The sequence below is a fragment of the Pseudomonas sp. F-14 TE3623 genome (genome assembly GCF_053629015.1).
This window is the reverse complement of the sequence record NZ_JBRJHM010000001.1, coordinates 1,232,066-1,256,238: the sequence shown is the minus strand read 5'-3', so window position 1 is coordinate 1,256,238 and position 24,173 is coordinate 1,232,066. Positions and strand designations below refer to the sequence as shown.

Annotated in this window: 13 protein-coding genes; 6 read left to right on the top strand and 7 right to left on the bottom strand. The window is 59.2% G+C overall.

Going from position 1 to position 24,173, the window contains the following annotated elements; translation table 11 throughout:
* Positions 1–138: 138 nt before the first annotated feature.
* From aceE to msrA, 6 genes are all read left to right on the top strand, one after another.
* Entirely contained in the window at positions 139–2,784 is a 2,646-nt protein-coding gene (aceE, locus tag AB7M29_RS05680) for a pyruvate dehydrogenase (acetyl-transferring), homodimeric type (RefSeq protein WP_123358735.1), read from the top strand.
* Positions 2,785–2,795: 11 nt separating this feature from the next.
* Positions 2,796–4,760 carry a dihydrolipoyllysine-residue acetyltransferase gene (gene aceF, locus AB7M29_RS05675; protein ID WP_454246494.1) on the top strand — a complete coding sequence of 655 codons (1,965 nt, stop codon included), beginning with the start codon at positions 2,796–2,798 and terminating at the stop codon, positions 4,758–4,760.
* 528 nt (positions 4,761–5,288) lie between these two features.
* Positions 5,289–6,710 (top strand): group II intron reverse transcriptase/maturase, encoded by a 1,422-nt coding sequence (ltrA, locus tag AB7M29_RS05670; protein WP_454246493.1) that lies wholly within the window; start codon positions 5,289–5,291, stop codon positions 6,708–6,710.
* A 253-nt stretch (positions 6,711–6,963) separates the two neighbouring features.
* Entirely contained in the window at positions 6,964–8,361 is a 1,398-nt protein-coding gene (locus tag AB7M29_RS05665) for an alkaline phosphatase D family protein (protein ID WP_454246492.1), read from the top strand.
* Between the two features lie 237 nt (positions 8,362–8,598).
* Complete coding sequence (locus AB7M29_RS05660) at positions 8,599–11,292, top strand: putative bifunctional diguanylate cyclase/phosphodiesterase (protein WP_123721539.1); 2,694 nt, start codon at positions 8,599–8,601, stop codon at positions 11,290–11,292.
* Between the two features lie 171 nt (positions 11,293–11,463).
* The gene (gene msrA, locus AB7M29_RS05655) at positions 11,464–12,111 is read left to right on the top strand and encodes a peptide-methionine (S)-S-oxide reductase MsrA (RefSeq protein WP_030129439.1); all 648 of its coding nucleotides are present in this window, start codon (positions 11,464–11,466) and stop codon (positions 12,109–12,111) included.
* Positions 12,112–12,261: 150 nt separating this feature from the next.
* Here the strand turns inward: msrA and AB7M29_RS05650 are convergent, their stop codons facing one another.
* From AB7M29_RS05650 to putP, 7 genes are all read right to left on the bottom strand, one after another.
* Entirely contained in the window at positions 12,262–13,101 is an 840-nt protein-coding gene (locus AB7M29_RS05650; protein WP_008009107.1) for a 23S rRNA (adenine(2030)-N(6))-methyltransferase RlmJ, read from the bottom strand.
* Between the two features lie 384 nt (positions 13,102–13,485).
* Entirely contained in the window at positions 13,486–13,809 is a 324-nt protein-coding gene (locus AB7M29_RS05645; protein ID WP_454246491.1) for a hypothetical protein, read from the bottom strand.
* Between the two features lie 495 nt (positions 13,810–14,304).
* On the bottom strand, positions 14,305–14,721 hold the full coding sequence (locus AB7M29_RS05640; RefSeq protein WP_123721542.1) for a hypothetical protein: 417 nt from the start codon (positions 14,719–14,721) through the stop codon (positions 14,305–14,307).
* On the bottom strand, positions 14,721–19,520 hold the full coding sequence (locus tag AB7M29_RS05635; protein WP_454246490.1) for an RHS repeat-associated core domain-containing protein: 4,800 nt from the start codon (positions 19,518–19,520) through the stop codon (positions 14,721–14,723). Before AB7M29_RS05635 ends, AB7M29_RS05640 begins: the two co-directional genes overlap by 1 nt.
* Positions 19,520–20,257 (bottom strand): DUF4123 domain-containing protein, encoded by a 738-nt coding sequence (locus tag AB7M29_RS05630; RefSeq protein ID WP_454246489.1) that lies wholly within the window; start codon positions 20,255–20,257, stop codon positions 19,520–19,522. The genes AB7M29_RS05635 and AB7M29_RS05630 overlap by 1 nt, the downstream gene beginning before the upstream one ends.
* The gene (locus AB7M29_RS05625) at positions 20,247–22,265 is read right to left on the bottom strand and encodes a type VI secretion system Vgr family protein (protein WP_454246488.1); all 2,019 of its coding nucleotides are present in this window, start codon (positions 22,263–22,265) and stop codon (positions 20,247–20,249) included. The genes AB7M29_RS05630 and AB7M29_RS05625 overlap by 11 nt, the downstream gene beginning before the upstream one ends.
* 376 nt (positions 22,266–22,641) lie before the next feature.
* Positions 22,642–24,126, bottom strand: coding sequence for a sodium/proline symporter PutP (gene putP / locus AB7M29_RS05620; protein ID WP_217855469.1), 1,485 nt, complete (start codon positions 24,124–24,126; stop codon positions 22,642–22,644).
* Positions 24,127–24,173 lie beyond the last annotated feature (47 nt).

Genomic DNA, 24,173 nt, shown 5'->3' with positions numbered 1-24,173 from the left:
TGCCCGATGATTTGTAGTAAAACTACACGCCGCCGGAACATACCTCTCGGCAATCCAAGAATTTATATCGTCTGCCCACAAGGCCAGTCGCAAACTCAGGCAACCGATTCTGGAAGCCTTTCCGCCCTGGAGCAAGCCATGCAAGACCTCGATCCCGTCGAAACCCAGGAATGGCTGGACGCCCTGGAATCGGTTCTCGACAAAGAAGGCGAAGACCGTGCTCACTATCTGATGACCCGTATGGGCGAACTCGCGACCCGTAGCGGCTCGCAGCTCCCTTACGCCATCACCACGCCTTACCGCAACACGATCCCCGTTACCCACGAAGCACGCATGCCTGGCGACCTGTTCATGGAACGCCGCATTCGCTCGTTGGTACGCTGGAACGCGATGGCCATGGTAATGCGTACGAACCTGAAAGATTCTGACCTGGGTGGTCACATCTCCAGCTTCGCTTCCAGTGCGACCCTGTATGACATCGGCTTCAACTACTTCTTCCAGGCCCCGACCGACGAGCACGGTGGCGACCTGATCTACTTCCAGGGCCACACCTCGCCAGGCGTTTACGCCCGCGCGTTCATGGAAGGCCGCATCACCGAAGACCAGATGAACAACTTCCGTCAGGAAGTGGACGGTCAGGGCCTGTCGTCCTACCCGCACCCATGGCTGATGCCTGATTTCTGGCAGTTCCCGACTGTATCCATGGGTCTGGGCCCGATCCAGGCGATCTACCAGGCACGCTTCATGAAGTACCTGGAAGCCCGTGGTTTCATCCCGGAAGGCAAGCAAAAAGTCTGGTGTTTCCTGGGCGACGGCGAGTGCGACGAGCCGGAATCCCTGGGCGCCATCTCGCTGGCTGGCCGCGAGAAGCTCGACAACCTGATCTTCGTTATTAACTGCAACCTGCAGCGCCTTGATGGCCCGGTTCGCGGCAACGGCAAGATCATCCAGGAACTCGAAGGCGTGTTCCGTGGTGCTCAGTGGAACGTGACCAAAGTCATCTGGGGCCGTTTCTGGGACCCGCTGCTGGCCAAAGACGTCGACGGTATCTTGCAACGTCGCATGGACGAAGTCATCGACGGTGAGTACCAGAACTACAAAGCCAAAGACGGCGCGTTCGTGCGTGAACACTTCTTCAACTCGCCAGAACTCAAGGCGATGGTTGCTGATCTGTCCGACGACGAGATCTGGAAACTCAACCGTGGCGGCCACGACCCGTACAAGGTCTACGCGGCGTACCACGAAGCGGTCAACCACAAAGAACAACCGACCGTCATCCTGGCCAAAACCATCAAAGGTTATGGCACCGGTGCCGGCGAAGCGAAAAACACTGCGCACAACACCAAGAAAGTCGATGTCGACAGCCTGAAGTTGTTCCGTGATCGCTTCGACATTCCGGTCAAAGACGAAGAGCTGGAAAATCTGCCGTTCTTCAAGCCAGAGCCAAACAGCGCCGAAGCCCGCTACCTGAGTGAGCGCCGCACTGCACTGGGCGGTTTCGTGCCACAGCGCCGCGCGCAAAGCTTCAGCGTTCCGACTCCATCGCTGGATACCCTCAAGGCTATCCTCGACGGTTCGGGCGACCGTGAAATTTCCACCACCATGGCGTTCGTGCGGATCCTCGCGCAACTGGTCAAGGACAAGGAAATCGGTCCACGCATCGTTCCGATCATCCCGGACGAAGCCCGTACCTTCGGTATGGAAGGCATGTTCCGTCAGTTGGGCATCTACTCGTCCGTCGGCCAGCTCTACGAGCCAGTCGATAAAGACCAGGTGATGTTTTACAAAGAAGACAAGAAGGGCCAGATCCTCGAAGAAGGCATCAACGAAGCGGGCGCCATGAGCTCCTTCATTGCCGCCGGTACTTCGTACTCCAGCCACAATCAGCCAATGCTGCCGTTCTACATCTTCTACTCGATGTTCGGCTTCCAGCGTATCGGCGACCTGGCCTGGGCCGCTGGCGACAGCCGCACCCGTGGTTTCCTGATCGGCGGCACCGCAGGCAGAACCACGCTGAACGGCGAAGGCCTGCAACACGAAGACGGTCACAGCCACATCCTGGCTGCCACCATCCCGAACTGCCGCACCTTTGATCCAACCTACGGCTACGAGCTGGCGGTGATCATTCAGGACGGCATGAAGAAGATGACCGAAGAGCAGCAGGACGTTTTCTACTACATCACCGTGATGAACGAGTCCTACCAGCAACCCGCCATGCCGGCCGGTGTAGAGGAAGGCATCATCAAGGGCATGTACCTGCTCGAGGAAGACACCCGCGAAGCGGCGCACCACGTTCAGCTGATGGGCTCCGGCACCATCCTGCGTGAAGTCCGTGAAGCGGCGAAGATTCTGCGTGAACAGTTCAACGTCGGCGCTGACGTGTGGAGCGTTACCAGCTTCAACGAACTGCGTCGCGATGGCCTGGCCGTCGAGCGCAGCAACCGTCTGCACCCGGGCCAGAAGCCTAAACTGAGCTACGTCGAAGAGTGCCTGAACGGCCGTAAAGGTCCGGTCATCGCGTCTACCGACTACATGAAGCTGTTCGCTGAGCAAATTCGTCAGTGGGTCCCGTCCAAGGAATTCAAAGTCCTGGGCACCGATGGTTTCGGCCGCAGTGACAGCCGCAAGAAGCTGCGTCACTTCTTCGAAGTCGATCGTCATTTCGTGGTGTTGGCAGCCCTGGAAGCTTTGGCTGACCGTGGCGATATCGAACCTAAGGTGGTGTCTGAAGCCATCGCCAAGTTCGGTATCAACCCGGAAAAACGCAACCCACTGGACTGCTGAGGAGACACTCTGTGAGCGAACTCATTCGCGTACCTGACATCGGCAGCGGTGAAGGTGAAGTAATTGAACTGTTTGTGAAGGTCGGCGACCGTATCGAAGCCGACCAAAGCATCCTGACACTTGAGTCGGACAAGGCGAGCATGGAAGTGCCTGCGCCGAAGGCCGGTATCATCAAGAGCCTGAAAGTGAAGCTGGGCGATCGCCTGAAAGAAGGCGACGAACTGCTGGAGCTGGAAGTCGAAGGTGCCGCTGCCCCGGCCTCTGCACCGCCGGCTGCGGCTGCCGCTGCGCCAGCTGCCAAGGCTGAAGCTGCACCTGCTGCCGCGAAAGCGCCAGCCGCTCCTGCTGCCGCGCCTGCTGCTGCCAGTGTTCAGCAAGTACACGTGCCGGACATCGGTTCGTCGGGCAAGGCCCAGATCATCGAGATCCAGGTCAAGGTCGGCGACACCGTCGCGGCTGATCAGTCGCTAATCACCCTGGAATCCGACAAGGCGAGCATGGAAATTCCATCGCCTGCCGCTGGCGTGGTCAAGGCCATCAGCGTCAAGCTCAATGACGAAGTCGGCACCGGCGACCTGATTCTGGATCTGGAAGTGGCGGGTGCCGCTGCACCGACCGCGGCCGCGCCAGCCCAGGCTGCTGCGCCTGCTGCCGCTGCTCCGGCGCCAGCCGCTGCGGCTCCGGCGGCTCCGGTTGCCGACACCGTTCAGGACATTCACGTCCCGGACATCGGTTCGGCGGGCAAGGCCAAGATCATCGAAGTGCTGGTCAAGGCTGGCGATACCGTCACCGCCGACCAGTCGCTGATCACCCTGGAATCCGACAAGGCGAGCATGGAAATTCCATCGCCTGCCGCTGGCGTGGTGGAAAGCGTTTCCGTCAAGCTGGATGACGAAGTCGGTACCGGCGACCTGATCCTGAAGCTGAAAGTCAAAGGCGCAGCGCCTGCTGCGGCTCCGGCTCCAGCCGCTGCTGCACCTAGCGCGCCTGCTCCAGCCGCCGCAGCACCTGCTGCTCCGGCACCTGCCGCACCTGCTGCTGCACCGGCCAAGCCTGGCGCCAAGGTTCACGCAGGCCCTGCGGTGCGCCAACTGGCCCGCGAATTCGGCGTCGAGCTGAGCGCGGTCAGCCCTAGCGGTCCGCACGGTCGTGTGCTGAAAGAAGACGTGCAGGTTTACGTCAAAGCCATGATGCAGAAGGCCAAGGAAGCTCCGGCCGCTGGCGGCGCAACCGGCGGCGCGGGCATCCCGCCGATTCCGGTCGTGGACTTCAGCCGCTTCGGCGAAACCGAAGAAGTGCCGATGACTCGCCTGATGCAAATCGGCGCGTCGAGCCTGCATCGCAGCTGGCTGAACATTCCTCACGTGACTCAGTTCGATTCGGCTGATATCACCGAGCTGGAAGCGTTCCGTATCGCTCAGAAAGCCGTTGCAGAGAAGGCCGGCGTCAAGCTGACCATCCTGCCGCTGCTGCTCAAATCCTGCGCGCACCTGCTCAAGGAACTGCCGGACTTCAACAGTTCGCTGGCGCCAAGCGGCAAGGCGATCATCCGCAAGAAGTACGTGAACATCGGCTTCGCGGTCGACACCCCTGAAGGCCTGCTGGTACCGGTCATCAAGAACGTCGACCAGAAGAGCCTGTTGCAACTGGCAGCCGAAGCCGCTGCGCTGGCTGCCAAAGCCCGCGACAAAAAGCTCACCGCTGACGACATGCAAGGCGCCTGCTTCACCATTTCCAGCCTCGGCCACATTGGCGGCACCGGCTTCACGCCGATCGTCAACGCGCCGGAAGTGGCGATCCTCGGTGTTTCCAAGGCAACCATCCAGCCAGTCTGGGACGGCAAAGCCTTCCAGCCGAAACTGATGCTGCCGCTGTCGCTGTCCTACGATCACCGTGTGATCAACGGCGCCGCTGCTGCACGCTTCACCAAGCGTCTGAGCGACCTGCTGGCGGACATCCGCACCATCCTGCTGTAACACCGACCGGCCCTCCCCTACCGGAGGGCCCGTCGCGTTCCACGTTTTCCGAGCGCCACGCTCGTACCTCAACCCCGCCAATTTGGCGGGGCTTTTTTTGGGTGCGCCAGGCATGGCGCGTTGCGCGCAAGCGCAACCAGCTTGGCTGTGGTGGCCACGCTGGTGACTTGGAGGTGGAAGTCCTCTACACACCCGGCAAGGGGAAGTGTTAGCCAGAGGCAAGGGTGTCGCGGGTGACTGCGAATCTGAAGGAAGCCCGAGGCAAAATGCTGGCCTGACGAACAGGAAGCGGATAGAGGCGGTGCAGCGGGGTAAGACGGCCCAAACCGTTAAAGCCCAATACTTGCACGGAACGCTGTGACGTAGATCCGACAGGCATAAGCAGGAAGGTCGCGCGAATTACCCTGGGAGATCTGCACGTTTGCCAGTGTGCTACCGAGCGTCGAGAGGCGACGGGATGAGCGTGCAGAAGTCAGCTGAAGCCGTAGTAAGTGGCGAATGACCATGCCGCCAAGGGCTGAACAGGTTATGCCGCCAGTAGGCGTCGAAGTCTCGTTGAATACCGAAATGCAGAAATTTCTCCCAGAGAAGACTGTTACTCCGAGTCCCGGACAGAATCCGAGGATGACGGCTGACAGCGCACAGGTATCAGCGGCGTCTGTGACGTGGACGAAAGCGGAGCCGGACACGTTGATGGGGCGGGTGCTTGCACCCGCCAACCTCAGGCGTGCGTATCAACGCGTAGCCAGCAACAAGGGCGCGCCGGGTGCCGATGGCATGACGGTCGACCAGTTGGCGGGCTATGTGAAACAGTATTGGCCGACCCTCAAGACTCGGTTGCTGGCCGGCGAGTATCACCCGCAAGGTGTACGCGCCGTCGATATTCCCAAACCCAAAGGCGGAACACGGCAATTGGGTATTCCCTGCGTTGTGGATCGCCTGATTCAACAGGCCCTGCTACAACAGCTCACGCCGATCTTCGATCCGCTGTTCTCGGACTACAGCTATGGCTTTCGTCCGGGCAGAAGCGCCCACCAAGCCATCGAAACAGCCCGCGGCCATGTGGCGGCGGGTCACCGCTGGTGTGTGGAGCTCGATCTGGAGAAGTTCTTTGATCGGGTCAACCACGATGTATTGATGGCCTGCATCGAGCGCCAAATCGAAGACAAGCGGGTGCTCACGCTGATCCGTCGTTTTCTCGAAGCCGGGGCGATGGCAGGTGGTATTGCCAGTCGGCGGCAGAAGGGGACGCCGCAAGGCGGCCCGCTCTCTCCGTTGCTGTCGAACATCCTGCTCAACGAACTCGACCGCGAGCTGGAACGGCGAGGCCATCGCTTCGTGCGTTATGCCGACGACGCGAACATTTATGTGCGCAGTCAGCGGGCAGGCGCGCGAGTAATGGCCGGTGTCGAGCGTTTCCTGAGCCAGCGCCTGAAACTGACGCTGAACCGGGAAAAGAGCCGCGTGGCGCGGCCTTGGGCCTGCGATTATCTGGGTTACGGAATGAGCTGGCACCAACAGCCGAGGCTGCGAGTGGCGACGATGAGCTTGGGTCGCTTGCGCGACCGACTCAGAGACCTGCTGCGCGGAGCACGGGGCCACAAGATGGCGACTGTCATCGAGCGGATAAACCCCGTGCTGCGTGGTTGGGCTGGCTTCTTCAAGCTAAGCCAGAGCAAGCGACCGCTTGAGGAGTTGGATGGCTGGGTACGTCATAAGCTTCGCTGTGTCATCTGGCGTCAATGGAAGCGGCCCTCTACGAGGGCGCGCAACTTGATGCGTCTGGGACTCGGTGAGGCGCGGGCGTGGAAATCGGCAGTCAATGGCCGAGGCCCATGGTGGAACTCAGGAGCGCCACATATGAATCAGGCGCTACCGAAGAAGCTGTGGGATCGACTCGGACTGGTCTCGATACTGGATACGATAAACCGGCTTAACCGCATAACTTGAACCGCCGTATACGGAACCGTATGTACGGTGGTGTGAGAGGACGGCGGATGTGAATCCGCCTCCTACTCGATCCTGAAGAAAGCCCTGCTCTGCGCCTTATTCCTACATTCATGGCTTACGCCGCCTACAACTCGAATCCACTTCCGCCCGATATTTTTCGCGAGCCAATAACTAGTCTTAGTTCGGAGAGTTTCTAATAGAAACTTCGACAACTTAATCTGCTTAGTTAGCATTACTTCGAATGGATTCGAACATGTTCAAACCGACTGTCGGCCCGATTATTGGCCACACCACAACTAATCACACCCGTATCTTCTTGCGCGGTAATTCACAGAACAACGCCTTGGTATTTGCAGGCATCCGTTATCGACGCGCCGGTGAGGAACACTGGTCAAAAGGCGTATTTGCAAAACTGACAATCTTGCGCGACATGTCCGATGTGATCGCCCTCAACGATCTCGCCACCGATACCGCCTATGAATATCAGGCAGGCTGGTTCAGCCCCATGAGCCCGGTGCATACCGTGGAGACGGTTCAGGAACTGCCGCTGCAATGGCCGCGGGAGATCTACCGCTTTCGCACGCAGTCCAGCAAAACCACCACGCCACGGGCCTATATCGCAGGCTCATGTCGTTACCTGCGAATGACCGCCGGCATTGCCTCAGCCCCGCATTTGGGTGATCGGATCTTTGCCTCGATCACAAGCCTGGCGGAACGCGCCGAGCCGCCTATCAGCGCCATATTGATGACTGGCGACCAAATCTACGTCGATGACCTGAACCTCGTGGCCCCCGACCGGGAATACAAGGACATCCTCAGCAAATACCGCACGGCTTTTTCTCAGCCGCATATCTCGAAGTTAATGTCCGGCATGCCGACTTACATGATCCTCGATGACCATGAAATTGAAGACAACTGGCCCGCCAATGCAAGTAAGAGCGATGTTCACTTATACCGAAACGCCATGACGGCGTATGAGCTCTATCAAGTCAGCCACAGCCCCGTACATGAACTGCTTGCCAACGGGCAAGTCAACAGAGCGCTGTTGCCGCACTATTGGTATCAATTCACCGAGGGCGATATCGAATGGTTTATTACCGACAGTCGAACCCGACGCAATCTGTCGGCCAGCGACCGGCGCATCCTTGATGAAGAGCAGGAACAGGCGCTGCTCAAATGGCTGATCAACAGCACGGCCCGGGTCAAATTCGTGGTCACCAGCGTCATGTTCTACCCCGACCGCAAGCTTCACGGTGATGACGCCTGGAAAGCTTTCCCGGAACAACGACTACGGCTGCTGGAGACGATTCGTACGTATGGCATCAAGAACATCTTCTTCATTTCCGGCGATGTCCATGGCTCGCTGACCAGTCGCCTGACTCACAGCGCGGACCCGGATTTCGAAGTTCACACCATCGTGTCTTCACCGCTGTGCAACAGCAAACTGCTGCCGTATGCCAAGGCATCGACCTTCATTCTCGACCAGGCGCTGGCCCGAACGACCGCGGGAGATTATCGGCATGAGCTGACCAGTGAGGTGATCAGCCAGGATAATTTCGCGCATCTGGTCGTCGATGCCGAACAGGTTCGCGTCAATTATCACGATCGGGATGGCAAGCAACTGCAGTCGATATCCATAGAATTGCGTTGATCCCGGGAAAGATCGCAGCCTTGCAGAAGCTGCCGAAGGCTGCGATTTTTTGACTCACTACATTACTTTTCGGCGCCTCGCTGGAGAAATCTTCGCGCCTGCCGACATATTCTTATAGCACTTGGCCTTCATGTCTCTTGTCAGTCGGTGTCGCAATGATGCAACCTTGCCGCAGACAACAGTAAAGAGGGCGAGAGCCCGGCGCGATCAGCATATTCGAAGCGAGTTTCCCTCCATATGAAGAGCCAACCCGATGCCGCCAGCCGTATGGTGGCCGAGGTAGTGACGCAGTTGCCAGTGCCCTCGCGGCTCGGCATGCTGCGTTTCGAACGGCTGAATGAACCGAGCTGGGCGCTGCTGTTTCTCGACCCCAATTGCGAGCGACAGTTTGGCCTGCCGGCAGTGGAGCTCTGTGCTTTGGTCGGCTCGCCCTATGCCAGCCTGATGGAGCCGGAAGCGCGCTATCAACTGCACGACACGATCCAGCAGCAACTCGCCGATAGCCCGCATTACCTGATCCGCTACACCTTGCACACTGCCGCAGGCGTACTGAGCCTGCTGGAACTGGGCGAAGCTTACAAACAACACAATCGACACCTGCTGCGCGGCTACCTGATGGTGGTGGACGGTCTGTTCGACGGCGAACCGCTAACGCCGGCACTGGACCTGGAAACCCAGAACTCACGCCTGCAAATCGCCCTGGAACTCAATCAACGCGCCCAGCAGGAACAACTGCAGCACCTGGACCGGGTACGCGCCCAGCAAGATCTGATTCTGCTGCTGACCCGCCAGCGCTACAGCACCAACAATTCCCTGCAAGAAGCCGCCGAGCTGATCACCCGCAGTGCCTGCGACATCTATGAAGTCGACTGCGCCAGCCTGTGGAACCTCGACGGCTCGCTACTGACGCCGATCTCCGCCTATCACCGCGTCACCCGGGGCCACCGACTGCCGGAGCCGATCGACGTCAGCGGTTTTCCCGATTACCTCGACGCCTTGCACACCGGTCGCGCCATCGACGCCCACAACGCCATGCGCGACCCACGCACCCGGGAAATCGCCGAAAGCCTGCGCCCGCGTGACGTCAACGCCATGCTCGACGCCAGCATCCGCGTCGATGGCCAAGTGGTCGGCGTGCTCTGCCTGGAGCAGATCGGTGCGACCCGCGCCTGGCAGTCGGACGAAATCGCCTTTGCCGGCGAGCTGGCGGATCAGTTCGCCCAAGTCATCAACAACCACAACCGCCGCACCGCCACCAGCGCTCTGCATCTGTTCCAGCGCGCGGTGGAGCAAAGCGCCAACGCCTTTCTGCTGGTCAATTGCGACGGCGTGGTGGAGTACGTCAACCCAAGCTTTACCGCGATCACCCAGTACACCACCGAAGAAGTCCACGGCCAGCGGCTGTCGGAACTGCCGGCGCTGGAAAACCTCAGCGAACTGCTGTTCGACGCACCGTCGGCGCTGGCCAAGAGCAACAGCTGGCAGGGCGAGTTCAAGAGCCGACGCAAAAACCTCGAACCCTACTGGGGCCAGTTGTCGATATCCAAGGTCTATGGCGACAACCGTGAGCTGACGCACTACATCGGCATCTACGAAGACATCACCCAGACCAAGCTCGCCCAGCAGCGCATCGAGCGCCTGGCTTACACCGACAATCTGACCAACCTCGGCAACCGCCCGGCGTTCATCCGCAACCTTGATGAACGCTTCGCCCGAGACAGCGACACGCCGATCAGCCTGCTGCTGGTGGACATCGACAACTTCAAACGCATCAACGACAGCCTCGGCCACCAGACCGGCGACAAGCTCCTGATCAGCCTGGCGCGACGCTTGCGCAACAGCCTGAGCCCGAGCGGCAGTCTGGCGCGCTTCGCCAGTAACGAATTCGCGGTGCTGCTGGACGACACTGACCTCTCGACGGGCCAGCAGGTCGCCAACCAATTGCTGGCGACCCTCGACAAACCGATGTTCGTCGACAATCAGTTGATCAGCGTCACCGGCTCCGTGGGCCTGGCCTGCGCGCCGCTGCATGGCCGCGACCCACAGACGCTGATGCGTAACGCCGGCCTGGCGCTGCACAAGGCCAAGGCCAACGGCAAACACCAAGTGCAGGTGTTCACCGAAGCGCTGAATGCCGAGGCCAGCTACAAACTGTTTGTCGAGAACAACCTGCGCCGCGCCCTGACCCAGAATGAGCTGGATGTGTTCTACCAGCCCAAGCTGTGCCTGCGCAGCGGTCGCCTGCTGGGCATGGAAGCGCTGCTGCGCTGGAATCATCCGGAAAAAGGCATGATCCGCCCGGACCAGTTCATCAGCGTCGCCGAAGAAACCGGGCTGATCATCCCGATCGGCAAATGGATCGCCCGCCAGGCCTGCCGCATGAGCAAAGAACTGACCGCCGCCGGCCTCGGCGATCTGCAAGTGGCGATCAACCTGTCCCCCAAACAGTTCTCCGACCCGGACCTGGTGGCGTCCATCGCCAACATCCTCAAGGAAGAAGAGCTGCCGGCGAACCTGCTGGAGCTGGAACTGACCGAAGGCCTGCTGCTGGAAGCCACCGAAGACACCCACTTGCAGCTCGACCAGCTCAAGCGCCTGGGCCTGACCCTGGCGATGGACGACTTCGGCACCGGTTACTCGTCGCTCAGTTACTTGAAAAAATTCCCGATCGACATCATCAAGATCGATCGAAGCTTCATCCACGAAATCCCCGACAACCAAGACGACATGGAAATCACCTCCGCGGTGATCGCCATGGCCCACAACCTGAAACTCAAGGTCGTGGCTGAAGGCATCGAGACGGCCGAGCAGTTGGCCTTCCTGCGCCGCCACCGCTGCGACGTCGGCCAGGGCTACCTGTTCGACCGACCGATCCCGGGTTCCGAGCTGATCGAAAAGCTCAAACGCTACCCGCGCGGCCCAATCGCCTGACCTGTGGGCGGGCTTGCTCGCGAAAGCGGTGTGTCAGACGCCATTGATGTCGACTGTCACACCGCTTTCGCGAGCAAGCCCGCTCCCACATTGGGTAGTGCTTAACCGGGCGTCATTAGGCAAACTGACGGTCTGTGTATTTACATCTCAACCTGACTGAGAGGACTGATCATGGTCTTGCGCTCGGAAATTCTGGTGAACAAAAACGTGCTCCCGACTAAAGAACAAGCTCTGCCTGGCCGCGAAACCCCAATGACCGTGCCGGAAAAACACTTCGTCCACGACGCCCCGCTGCTGGGCCCGTTCGTCACCGACGTGGATTTCGCGATCTTCGGCCTGGGCTGCTTCTGGGGCGCGGAACGCAAGTTCTGGCAGCGCGAAGGCGTGGTCAGTACGGCGGTGGGTTACGCCGGCGGCTTTACCCCCAACCCGACGTACGAAGAAGTCTGCTCGGGCCTGACCGGCCACAGCGAAGTGGTGCTGGTGGTCTACGAGCCGGCAAAAGTCAGCTACGAAGAGCTGCTGAAGATGTTCTGGGAACTGCACAACCCGACCCAGGGCATGCGCCAGGGTAACGACATCGGCACCCAGTACCGCTCGGTGATCTATGCCACCAACCCGACTCAACTGGCAGCCGCCAAGCATAGCGAGCAAGTATTCCAGGCCGAGTTGACCAAGGCCGGCAAAGGCACCATCACCACCGAAATCGAAGAAGCCCCGACGTTCTACTTCGCCGAGGCGTATCACCAGCAATACCTGGCTAAGAATCCTGAAGGGTATTGCGGGATTGGCGGTACAGGCGTGACTTGCCCGATCTGATCTCAGGCCCCAAAAAGCTTCGCGAGCAAGCCCGCTCCCACACTGGATCTGTGCCTGACCACACTCTTGTGATTGACATAGCCCCCTGTGGGAGCGGGCTTGCTCGCGAAGGCGTCCTTTCAGACGCCATCAATCCATCTGATCAGCAACTCAACTCTCGGCAATCAACCAATCCATCTGCCACCCACCCTGGGTCTGCCCAAGCTTCTTGGACAACCACGGCAGCAACTCACGCAATTCCTCTTCCAGCCCCCATGGCGGATTAGCAATCGCCAACCCCGAGCCATTCAGGCTATTGGGCGTATCCAACGGATGCACCAGCAATTCCACGCGCAACAACTTAGGCGCGCCCGTGCCGGCCAGATCCTGATAAAAACGACGCAACATGCGCTGGTCCTTCACCGGGTACCAGATCGCCGCCACCGTCTGACGCATCCGGCCAATCGCCTCTTTCAACGACGCCGCACAACGCTGCATCTCATCAAGCTGCTCGAACGGCGGATCAATCAGCATCACCGCCCGCTTCTCCTGCACCGGTAACATCGCCCGCGGCACATGCCAGCCCTCGCCCAAGTGAACCTTCACCCGACGATCACCGGCCATGTTGTCCTTGAGCAGCAAGCCGTCTTCGGGGTGCTTCTCGTTGAGCATCAGCCGATCCTGCGGCCGCGTCAGACGCCGCGCCAACTCCGGCGACCCCGGGTAATAGCGCAACTGGCCATCCGGATTCATGTCGTGCAGCACCTTCATGTAGTCGGCAGTCAGCGCCGGCAAATCCGGCTGATCCCACAACCGCGCGATCCCTTCCAGATACTCACCGGTACGACTGGCCTGATCGCCCTGCAGGTCATACAGACCAATACCGGCGTGAGTGTCGAGATAGGCAAACGGCTGCTCCTTGCGCGACATCAAGGCGATGAGGCGGGTCAAAGTCAGGTGTTTGAACACATCGGCGTGATTGCCGGCATGGAAGGCGTGACGATAATTCATGATTGCTCCTGCGAAGGCCGGGAAGTTTACCTTGTACGGCGCAGAACGTCAGGGGTTCGCGGCTGAGCGGACAATCTGCCCGGCAATCACCCCAACGCAAGAGCAAGGGGATGATCACAACCCCCTGTAGGAGCTGCCGAAAGCTGCGATCTTTTGATCTTTGCCCTTGTGGCGAGGGAGCTTGCTCCCGCTGGGCTGCGCAGCAGCCCCACAATATCCCGGTCAACCACAAAACCCCGTGGCGAGGAGGCTCGCCCCCGTTCGACTGCGCAGCAGTCGCCAAACCAAACACCGCGGTCTGCCTAAAAAAACCGGATTGCTGATTTTGGGGCCGCTGCGCAGCCCAACGGGAGCAAGCTCCCTCGCCACAAAAGCTGCTCGGCGCTAGTCCGAAGGCCGAGCCCGCAACCGCCGCCCAATCACATCCAGCACATCACACCCATCGCGCAATGGAATGGCGCAGAGCAAGGCAAAGTCACTGAGAATGAAGGACTCACACTCGACCGAACCGCGCATCGACATGTTCTCAAGCACCTGCGTGACGGCGCGAATTCGATAGTTGGCAGCGTCGTATAAAACATCGAGCGGCGCGTGGGTATCGACGAACAACGTGGGCATGTCGGTACAGTTGCCGGTCAATGCCATGAAGCGGTTTTCGGGATGAGGGATTATTTTTTCGTAGGGAGGATCAGGGGTCAGTGTTTTCATTTTTTGAGACCTTTGGCGGATAAATTTAAGCTACCAACGGCCTTTCCTACGGGCTTGGGTGGCAGCCGTACGCGGGAGTAGGAAACTGAGGAATCCACCAAACTCAGCCACGCCGAAGCGTGCCCCGCGCACAGCCGCCGCGAACGATCTTACGGACACGAATTAAGTGCCGCAATCAAACGACAGCGCTGATGCGCGGTGAATTTCCAAGGGTTCCTACACCCTGCCACTGCATTTGCAGCGACAGCCAAAGACTATCCATGGATCTCACTTCGCACCAGTTTATGGAAACCGATACGTTTTGAAGGAAACTTCCGACGACCTTGCCCAGAAATTTCGCTGTCTTTGAGACCGCAATCGCGGGCAAGCCTCGCTCCTACAGAATCGAGGTAGATCGCCAAAAATGGGAACGACTTCAATCCTGTAGGAGCGAGGCTTGCCCGCGATTGAGCGCGAAGCGGTCATGAAATCTATCTACCTCAGAGATAACAGACCTTACCAAGTTGATTGATCTTCAAGGCTGGCCTTCTGAAGATCGTCTTTCCACTCTTCGCTTGCCAATCTATATATATCTTCAAAAAAACCACGTGGGTCTTTCAGCGCATACCATTCAGCTCGCGGCCAACTTGAGTCATATATATCGTCTATATTGAACAAAATTTGAAAGTCATAGTTGCAATCTCTTAGCTTTTCGGCCAAAAACTCAAGCAACAAAAACTTATGCCGATAAGACAAGCACCCCAATTGCAAACTATACCTAATAATCAGAATATCTCTATCAACCTGGTTATCAGGATCAAAGGCTACGAGTTCTTCCCCACGAGTCTCCTCACGGTCATAGACATTAAATACCCCAATAAACCACATCAGGTTCGGTTCAAAATCTTCATTCATAAAAGGATCTTTCAACATTACTTTCTCTCCGAGGGAAAACCCGTATACGGCCAAGCCACCTTATCCTGATCGAACTTAACCTCGAACCAATTCAAATCATCATTCAGCGTGGGATTTTGTTTGTCTTGTTTATTAGGCCGATAACCGCGACCCGCCCCAGGCAACTCCATCCTTACAATTGGGTCATTATTGTGATCCCAACCTGTATATGGGGTCAGCCCTAGCCTTTCCCTCGTCATAGCTTTGTTCAACGCATTAAAATGAACCCTCCAGTTTGCGAACTGGGAGCTTAAATTTCCTCTTGGAGGTACTGGAACTCTTCCCGTTTTAGGATGCGCTCCATTTATAGCCCTCTGCTTGAGCGCAGCATCAGGTATTTCTGAACTGTGCTTTTTAACAGTGTGCATATCGTATTTATCCTCCATCGCCATGACCCGCCCCTTGGCATTCGCCTCAGCCAACTCATTTATCCGCGCGCGCCGCTGTTCAGTCGTCAACTTCGGCAGCGGTGGGTCGCCCTCATCCACCCTGACACCAGCAACACCATCCGGCGCAGAACACCCAGGCTTATTCGGCGGCGGACAATTCCCGCTCAACCCCAACGGGTCAACCCACCCCGTCGGATTCGGCGTGTACTGGTACTGATTCAGCCCACCCGCCAACTTGATCGGGTCCGGCGTCAGGTACCGTCCGACCTCCGGATCATAGTAGCGATGCCGGTTGTAGTGCAGGCCGCTCTCGGCATCGAAGTATTGCCCCTGAAACCGTAGCGGTTGCTCAAGCTGCTCGCCCCCGCCGAACACCAAATGCGTGACTTTGCCGTATGCGTTGTACTTCGCTGACCAGACGATCTCGCCGCCAAAATCGGTCAGTTCCTGCGGCGTTCCGAGGTGATCGAGTTGATAGTAGAACGGGCAGGCCTTGCGCGGGCCTTTGCCGTCGAGCATGGCCAACGGACGGAAGCTACCCGGTTCATAGATGTAACTGCGGTAATGCTCGCGGCCGCTTTCGGCGACGAGGTTGTCGCCTTGCCAGAAGAACTCGGTGGTGTGGCCGTCAACGGTTTTGGCGATACGACGGCCGAAGGCGTCGTAGCGGTAATTTGAGCTACGACCGTCCGGGGTGGTGACGCCGACCAGCCGGTGCTGGCAGTCGTAGCGGTATTCGGTGACGAGTTTTTGCCCGGTGCCGCGGCGTTCGCGGATGAGGTTGCCGAAGGCGTCGTAGTCGTAATGACGGTCGCCTTGCATGAGCAGGCGATTACCGAGCACCTTCGCGGCGCCGGGGCGGTCCTGCATCAGCAGGTTGCCCGCTGGGTCGTGGGCGAAGGTTTCCGGTGGGTCGTCGCGGGTGTGGCGCACGCGGGTCAGGCGGTTGAGTGCGTCGTAGTAATAGCTGCGCTGGCCATGACGGCTGTCGGCGATAGTCGCCAGGTTGCCGTTGACTGCGTAGCTGTAGTGACGCATGTACAGCGGACTGGATTGCTGGTTGATGGCGTGGGCTTGCAACCGGCCTTGTTCGTCGTAGTGGTATTGGCTGGTGAGCTGACCTTGTTGACGCTGCTGTTCGCGACCGAAGGTAAATTGGTGGCTGGTGAGCCGCGCGCCGTTAAGGTCGATGGCGGTGAGCGCGCCGCCCTTGGCGTGGTGGTAATCGAGTTTGCTACCGTCGGGCAGGCGCAGGCGATTGAGTTGCCCGCAGGCGTCGTAGCCATAGCGCAGCGTGCCCCAACCCTGATGCTCGGTGATCAGGCGGTCCTGCTGGTCATATTCGAATTCCAGCGGATGATCGTGGCCGTCGTCGACACTGGTCAGTCGGCCCAACGAGTCGTAGCGGTATTCGACGTTGATGCCGTCGGGCAGGGTCTTGGTCAGCAACCGTCCGGCCGAGTCCCGCTCATAAGCCGTGATCAGTTGCGAGGCGTCGTCGCCGAACTCGGTTTTCTCCAGCAGGTGCCCATTGAGATCGTAGGCGTACGCGGTACGGCGGCCGTCGAATCCGGTTTCCTGTCGGATCAACCCATTGGGCGTGTAATCCAGCTGATATTTTTCACCGGATTCGTTTTCGATTTCCGTGAGCAACAGCTGCGCGTTGTCGTAGCGATACTGGAGCTGAGTGCCATCGGGGTTGATCCGGCGGCTGACCACGTGCAGGTCGTCGGCGTATTCGTAGCGGGTGACGCGGCCCAGCTCATCACGTTCAGCGGTGATCTTGCCGTAGGCGTTGTAGGAGAAGGCGCGGCTGGCACCCGTCGGCAATGTCGTCTGGATCAGTCGGCCAACGGCGTCCCATTGGTACTGGGTGAGCGCACCGTGTTCGTCCTGACGGGTAATCTGCCGCCCCAATGCGTCGTAGGAAAACCGTCGCTGCCCACCGTCCGGCAAGGTCTCTTCGAGCAACTGCCCCAAGGCATTCCAGACGAACACATGGCGACTGGTGTCCGGGTAGCGGATCGACAGCAACCGCCCCTGAGGGTCGTAGTGATAATGAGTGACCTGGCCGTCCGGATCGGTCGCCTCGGTGACATCGCCCTGAGCATTGCGTTGGTATTTCCACACCGCTTTGCCGCGATAGCGAGCATGCAGGAAACCGTTGCGATACTCGTAGGCCGTTGGCTCGTCTTCCGGTGGAATCAGCGCCACCAACCGTCCGACGTCGTCATAGCGGTATTCGGTGACGGCGCCGAGCGGATCCTGCTCGGCCACCAACCGGCCCTGATCGTCATAGGCCTTGAGGTGTTCGCCACCATCCAGCTCAACCTTGCGCACCAGCCGCGCCCGGTCGTCGTGGACGTAAACCTCTTCGCTGCCGTCGATGTTCTGGACGGTGACGCTGCCCTGGTCATCCCAGACATAACGCGTGTCCATCTGCGAAAACGACGCCCAGTGCCGGATGCAGCGCGCCGCCTTGCCGGGCCGCTCCCACTCCCAGAAGAAACTCGCGCCACCGGCCAGTTGCCGCTGCAGAATCACGTGCTGATCGTCGTAGTCGTAACGCTCGCTTTCCCCGGCGGCGTTGCTCGCCTCGATCAGTTGAGCGCATTCGTCGTAGCGGTAACTGACCAGCGCTTGCTCGGTGTGCCAGGCCTCGTCGAGGGCCTGCGCCGGGACAAAAACCTGATAGTCGACGGCGATCAGGTGGGCGCGGTCATAGCGCAACAACAAGGCGCGACCGGCGCCGTTGTCCATGCGTTGAATGCGCTCCTGACGGTCGCGGGTGATGCGCAAGCGGTTGTCGTACGCATCGCTGATCGCCGTCAGCCGACCGTTATGAAAGTGGTAAAAACGCGTGTCGTCGCCAGCCTGGGCGAGGATCAGTTCTTCGGGATCAGCGCCGAGATAAATCGCCGCGCGCGACAGGCTGTTGTGGATCGCCGGGCGTTCGTAGTTCGGCAGCGGGAACGTGGTGCGGCGGTTTTCGTGGTCGATCCAGATGACCTGATCGCCCTCGATCTCCAGTCGATGGGCGAGCGAATGACTCCAGCCAAAGCCGAGGCCGCAGTCGATCTCGGCGGCGCTGGTGCGATAGAGCCGGGTGAAGTCGAACGGCAGGATTCCGTCCAGCGAGCCGTCGGTGAGGGTCAGCAATTCTTCGCCGGTGACCATCGACACCGGGCAACCGTTCTTGCAGGTGGACGGCGCGCAAGTGGCGCTGTCGCCGTTGGGGTTTTTTGCTTGATCGGGGGAGTCGTCGTGGTGTTCGTCTTTCTTCAGCACAGCGTTGCGACGTGCGCTCCAGCTCAATTGCATCCGGCCTTTTTTCATGCCCGCCGCGATGCCACGCGCGGCGACTTTTTTGTAGCGGTCGACATAGCTGATGAAGTTATTGATGATCGTGAAAATCGCCTTCACGAGACGCAGAACGGCACTGAGTAACTGCGCGGTTCGATCAGCCAAACGCATCGTCAAATAGGCGATGCCAGCGCCCGCACCGGCGAACGTCAGGACGATGCCAATCAGGATGTCGATCAACAGCTGCACCACCATCATCGACACCGCCTCGGCGGTTTTGCCGGCGATTTCACTCGGTGGCAGCATGTCCAACCACAGGCTGGCGCAGCGCACCAGCAGGCACAGCGCTGCTTCGTCACTGGCTAGCAACTGGGCTTTTTCCATGACATCCGGTGCGGTTTTGGCGAGCTTCTCCAGCGCTGCGGCGCTTTCGCCCAACCGCTCTGCGAACCTCGTCGGATCCTTGAGAATGTCCGACAGCAGGCTGATGCCGTCCCACACACCTTCAATGGCCGCCCAACTGCCCGCGAGCATTCCATTGCCTACAGCAACCGAAGGCGACTGCGACCACTTCGGTTTGAACGTCTGCCATTCATCGCGCAGCCAGCTATCGAGCTTCTTCGTCAGGCCATCGTAGGAAGAGAAAAGATCTTCAACTTGCTGCGGTGTGACTTCGTTGTGGACGTGAATGCGGTAGAACTTGCCCGCTTCCCCTCGGAACATTCCTTTGCCGTTTACATCGAGTGTGACCGGCGTCGACTCCCCGCCCTCCTGCGCAATCACATCGACCTGAATACCCCCCACGGGAATGTCGTAAACCGATTCGAACTTGCTCTCGATTTCGAGCTTTCCACCTTTCGGGCACTGCACGACGGTGGAGAGAAAGTCGTCGTCACCACTGCTCACGACGGTGCTGGCATTGCCGAACCGGATGATCCGTTCCATGCCCATCAGCGACGGCAGATCCGCGGCGTGACTGGCCGTATCCGCCGCCCGACTGAACCAGTGCTTGAGTTGTTCACGGTAGAGAGACAGGGTGTTCGGAAAACGGTCGAGCTCCTGCTCGATGCGCACAATCTGATCCATCAGTTCAGCTCCGCCATCAGGTAATCCACCAACGCTTGTTTCGGTGCTTGGGGCAGGTCCGACGCCTCAAGAAAACTCCCGGCCTTGCGCCGCAAAACGCTTTCGGAAAACGCTTCAAGCAGGTCTGGGCGGTCTTCGCTCAGCCACTTCAGCAGGTTGTTGATTCGGGTGATTTCAGACTGTGCGGCGAGCTGCTCCAACAACGTCGCCGGGACTTTCCACCATGGAAAAACGAGGGAGGTTTTCAGCGCGCGACCACCGATCTCGTGCGCCTGGCCATTGATCAGGCAACGCCCGATCAGCGGCAGCAGCTGCACAGAATCGACCTCGGCGGATTGCAGAATTGGCAGCAGATAGCGCCCATCCCAGAACCGAAAAAACACCTTGTCGCCGTTGGGAAGCAGCGCTTGTGTGAGAGAACGAAAGTGCTCGACCAACGCTTCTTGTCTGGCCGCAGAAACCACCAACCACCCCCAGTCGCGAGATTCAGTAGCGGCAACCCACTCCAAAAACTCACCGCCAGCAGCGACGATTCCGACATAGGGCATCACCGCTTCCCACTCGGCATACGCGGTATCAGCCCAAATCGGGCTCGGCGCTTGAGCTGAGATCGAGCATTGCCAGGCTTTGAACGGTTCCGCAGCACTGGCACTACTGAAGATCGCGAACAGTTGCTCTGCCGGTTCCAGCGGCTGGCGCTCCAGCCAGGCGTGAGGTGACAAGGCATCAGGCGGCACAAACACCGTCCTTGCAGCGCTCGCACTCTTCGCAGAAGGGCGCGTCGCTTTGCAGGCTGAGTATTTGTGCTGCGCTGAGCAGCGCCGCCGGGGCGGCGGCGAGTTTCAACGGAACGTCCGGCAGGCTCGGCGCCGCAGCCATGGCCGCCATCGGCGCGCCACCGACCTGGATCGGCACGCTGCTGAAAATCCCGCCGGGGCCGATGTTGATCCACTGCCCGCCCGCCTGAATGGTCGTGCTGGCGCCGCCGTCGATGACCACTTGCTGGCCGGCGCTGACGTGGAATTGCTGACTGGCGTTGAGGGCCTGACTGGTCACGCGAATGTGCCGGTCGCCGACCACCACCAAGTGATCGTCCAGCCGCACTTCGGTCTGGCGCTGACCGTGGGTGATGCGCTTTTCGTCGGCCTTCAGTTCATGGCGAGCGGTGCCAGTGACGACGATGTTGCGCTGGTTATCGACCTGCACCTGCTGATCATTCAGTACGTGCTGAGTCCAGTTTCGCTGGGCGCGCAGGTAGATTTCCTCTGCGCCTTTGCGATCCTCGATGCGCAATTCGTTGTAACCGACGCCACCGGGACTACTTTGGCTGCGGAAAATGCTGCGGGTTTTGTCCGCCGGTAGATCGAGCGGCACCGGGGTCGCCGCGTTGGGCAGGCAACCCATCACCAATGGTTTGTCGGCATCGGCGTCGACGAACCCCACCAGCACTTCCATGCCGACGCGCGGAATCATCACGCTGCCGTAGCGGTCGTGCGCCCAGCCAGTGGCGACACGCAACCAGCAACTGGAATGCTCGTTGAGCTGGCCGTCACGGTCCCAAGCGAGTTGAACCTTGACCCGACCGTACTCGTCGCAATGGATTTCGCTGTCAGTCGGGCCGGTGACCACGGCGGGTTGATAACCAAGCATCCGCGGCTTTTCTGGCCCCAGCGGCGGGCGAAAGGAAACGTCCCACGGCGTCGCCAGAAAGGTATTGCGATAGCCTTGGAAATCATCCGGGCTGTCACCGGTGGCCGACTCTTCCAGCACCTGCGGCTGCCGGCCACGGTGTTCGATTTCGGTGATCAACCAGAGGTCATTCCACGCCTGACGCGGGTGTTCGGCGAGGTGCAGGAAATGCCCACTGACCAAAGCAGATTCATCGCCGCGACCTTCAGCCTGGCGGTAATTTACACTGTGGCGCTCCAAGGCCCGTTGCGCCAGATGCTTGCCGTGTTCGCGATCGGTGAATTGGCCGGGAAAGTGGTAGTCCTCAAGCACCGGTCGCTGTTCGCTGTCGAGGCGGCTTTCGAGTTGCAAACGCGGTTTCTGGAAGTCGTAGTCCCGACGAGTGACCGCCGTGGTGCGGGTTTCCAATCGCACGTTGAAACGTTTGATCGCCGGCGCATCCGCCGCCATCCCACTGCCCGGCAGGTACAGCGTCGGCTCGGGCAGCCGGGGGAAAACCGTCTGATCATCGCCGAACACCAACAGATGCCCGTCGGGGCTGTGCTGGAAGTGGTAATGAATGCCGACTTCTGCACATAACCGCTGGATGAACGCCAGATCGCTTTCGGCGTACTGCACGCAATACTCGCGATCGGGGTAGGCGCTGCCGAGCTGGAACTCGAAGGCATCGCGCTGGATGCCGTGGTCTTTGAGGATTTGCGTGACGATCGCCGGCACGCTTTTGTGCTGGAAGATTCGCTGATTGATGCGCCGAGCGAGGTACGCCAGACGCGGTACGAGACTGATTTGATAGCCCGTCAGACGTTGGCCGGAATCGCTCTGGCCGACGCGAAAAATCTGACCGTGAATACCGGAACCTTGCGCATCGAAACTCAGAAACGCCTGACGATGCAGCAGGCTTTCGAGGTCAATGTCGGGCCGTTCGCTGACCAGTTCCAGGTCAAAGCGGTAGGGTTGGCTGATGGCTTCCTTGCCCGTGAACTCAAGTACCTTGAGCTCATTCTGGACGCCGTCGAGGGTCAACGTGAAACGCGGTTGATTGGCAGACGCGAACATCCGATGTGTCTCTGCAGAATGAAGGCGGGCGATTCTGCATGAGCGACAAGGGGTGTTGACGGAGGGACAAGGAAATCAGATTTTCCCTACTTTTTTAGGGATTTTTCCTTCACCAGTTGAGGTATAGAACTACAGACATTCCTGTCAGAAGCACCGCCAAACAAATGTGGGAGCGGGCTTGCTCGCGAATGCGGTGTGTCAGTCGACATCAACGCTGCCTGTCACACCGCATTCGCGAGCAAGCCCGCTCCCACAGTGGAATTTCGAGGCTTCACGCCTTGCGCCAAAAGAAAACCGCAAAAAAAACGGCCCGCCTCCAAAAGGAAGCGGACCGTTTTCATGTCCGGCGAAAGATCAGAGCATCAGCTCATCCCCATCACTGGTTCAGGCGGAAATCCTTCTCGGCCGCGGCAAAGCGCTGAAGCATGCCGGCGGTCGGTGCGCCCATTTTGCTGACGAAGTAGATCGCCAGGCTGGCGAAGATGAAACCAGGGATGATTTCGTACAGGCCCAGCAGTTCGAAGTGTTTCCAGACGATCACGGTGATCGCGCCAACCAGGATGCCGGCCAGTGCGCCGTTGCGGGTCATGTCTTTCCAGATTACGGAGATCAGGACGACTGGACCGAAAGCGGCACCGAAACCAGCCCAGGCGTAGCTGACCAGACCCAGCACACGGTTTTCCGGGTTAGCCGCCATCGCAATGGCGATCAGGGCAACCAGCAGCACCATGGCGCGGCCGACCCAGACTAGCTCAACCTGAGAAGCGGTTTTACGCAGGAAGGTTTTGTAGAAGTCTTCGGTCAGGGCGCTTGAGCACACCAGCAACTGACAGCTCAACGTACTCATCACCGCAGCCAGAATAGCCGACAGCAAAATGCCAGCGACCCATGGGTTGAACAGGATTTTTGCCAGTTCGATGAATACACGCTCGTGGTTCTCGGATACTGGCATCGCCACGGCCGGGTTGGCCGAGAAGTAAGCAATACCGAAGAAACCTACAGCGACGGTGCCGCCCAGGCACAGGATCATCCAGGTCATGGAGATGCGACGTGCGTTGGCAATCGACTTGACCGAATCCGCCGCCATGAAACGCGCCAGGATGTGCGGCTGGCCGAAGTAGCCCAGGCCCCAGCCCATCAGCGAGATGATGCCGATGAAAGTGGTGTTTTTCAGCATGTCGAAGTTGCTTGGATCTTGTGCTTCGATCGCCAGGAACGTGGTGTCGATACCGCCAGTCGCCAGCAGCACGATGATCGGCGTCAGCAACAGGGCGAAGATCATCAGCGTGGCTTGTACGGTGTCAGTCCAGCTCACTGCCAGGAAACCACCGACGAAGGTGTAGGCAATCGTCGCCGCAGCACCGGCCCACAGCGCTGTCTCGTAGGACATGCCGAAGGTGCTTTCGAACAGACGGGCACCGGCCACGATGCCGGAAGCGCAGTAGATGGTGAAGAACACCAGGATCACGACCGCGGAGATGATCCGCAGCAGGCCACTTTTATCTTCAAAACGGCTGGAGAAGTAGTCCGGCAGGGTCAGTGCATCGCCGTTGTGCTCGGTCTGCACACGCAGACGGCCGGCGACGAACAGCCAGTTCAGGTAAGCACCGATAATCAGGCCGATGGCGATCCAGCTTTCGGAAAGACCGGACATGTAGATAGCGCCCGGCAGGCCCATCAACAACCATCCGCTCATGTCGGAAGCACCGGCAGAAAGCGCGGTCACGACGCTGCCCAGGCTACGACCGCCCAGAATGTAATCAGAAAGGTTGTTGGTGGAGCGATAGGCCATGAAGCCGATCAGCACCATTGCTGCGATGTAGATCACGAACGTGATCAGTGTTGGATTGCTTACGCTCATTGAGTTACGCCCTGGCATTGTTTTTATGTAACGGCGGCTGATGAACC

What these genes read in the sequence shown, in the direction of transcription:
- AB7M29_RS05640 (WP_123721542.1), bottom strand. Translation starts at nt 14,721, where the DNA reads ATGTTGAAAGATCCTTTTATGAATGAAGATTTTGAACCGAACCTGATG.
- AB7M29_RS05660 (WP_123721539.1), top strand. Translation starts at nt 8,599, where the DNA reads ATGAAGAGCCAACCCGATGCCGCCAGCCGTATGGTGGCCGAGGTAGTG.
- putP (WP_217855469.1), bottom strand. Translation starts at nt 24,126, where the DNA reads ATGAGCGTAAGCAATCCAACACTGATCACGTTCGTGATCTACATCGCA.
- AB7M29_RS05650 (WP_008009107.1), bottom strand. Translation starts at nt 13,101, where the DNA reads ATGAATTATCGTCACGCCTTCCATGCCGGCAATCACGCCGATGTGTTC.
- aceE (WP_123358735.1), top strand. Translation starts at nt 139, where the DNA reads ATGCAAGACCTCGATCCCGTCGAAACCCAGGAATGGCTGGACGCCCTG.
- AB7M29_RS05645 (WP_454246491.1), bottom strand. Translation starts at nt 13,809, where the DNA reads ATGAAAACACTGACCCCTGATCCTCCCTACGAAAAAATAATCCCTCAT.
- msrA (WP_030129439.1), top strand. Translation starts at nt 11,464, where the DNA reads ATGGTCTTGCGCTCGGAAATTCTGGTGAACAAAAACGTGCTCCCGACT.
- ltrA (WP_454246493.1), top strand. Translation starts at nt 5,289, where the DNA reads ATGCCGCCAGTAGGCGTCGAAGTCTCGTTGAATACCGAAATGCAGAAA.
- AB7M29_RS05665 (WP_454246492.1), top strand. Translation starts at nt 6,964, where the DNA reads ATGTTCAAACCGACTGTCGGCCCGATTATTGGCCACACCACAACTAAT.
- AB7M29_RS05635 (WP_454246490.1), bottom strand. Translation starts at nt 19,520, where the DNA reads ATGGATCAGATTGTGCGCATCGAGCAGGAGCTCGACCGTTTTCCGAAC.
- AB7M29_RS05625 (WP_454246488.1), bottom strand. Translation starts at nt 22,265, where the DNA reads ATGTTCGCGTCTGCCAATCAACCGCGTTTCACGTTGACCCTCGACGGC.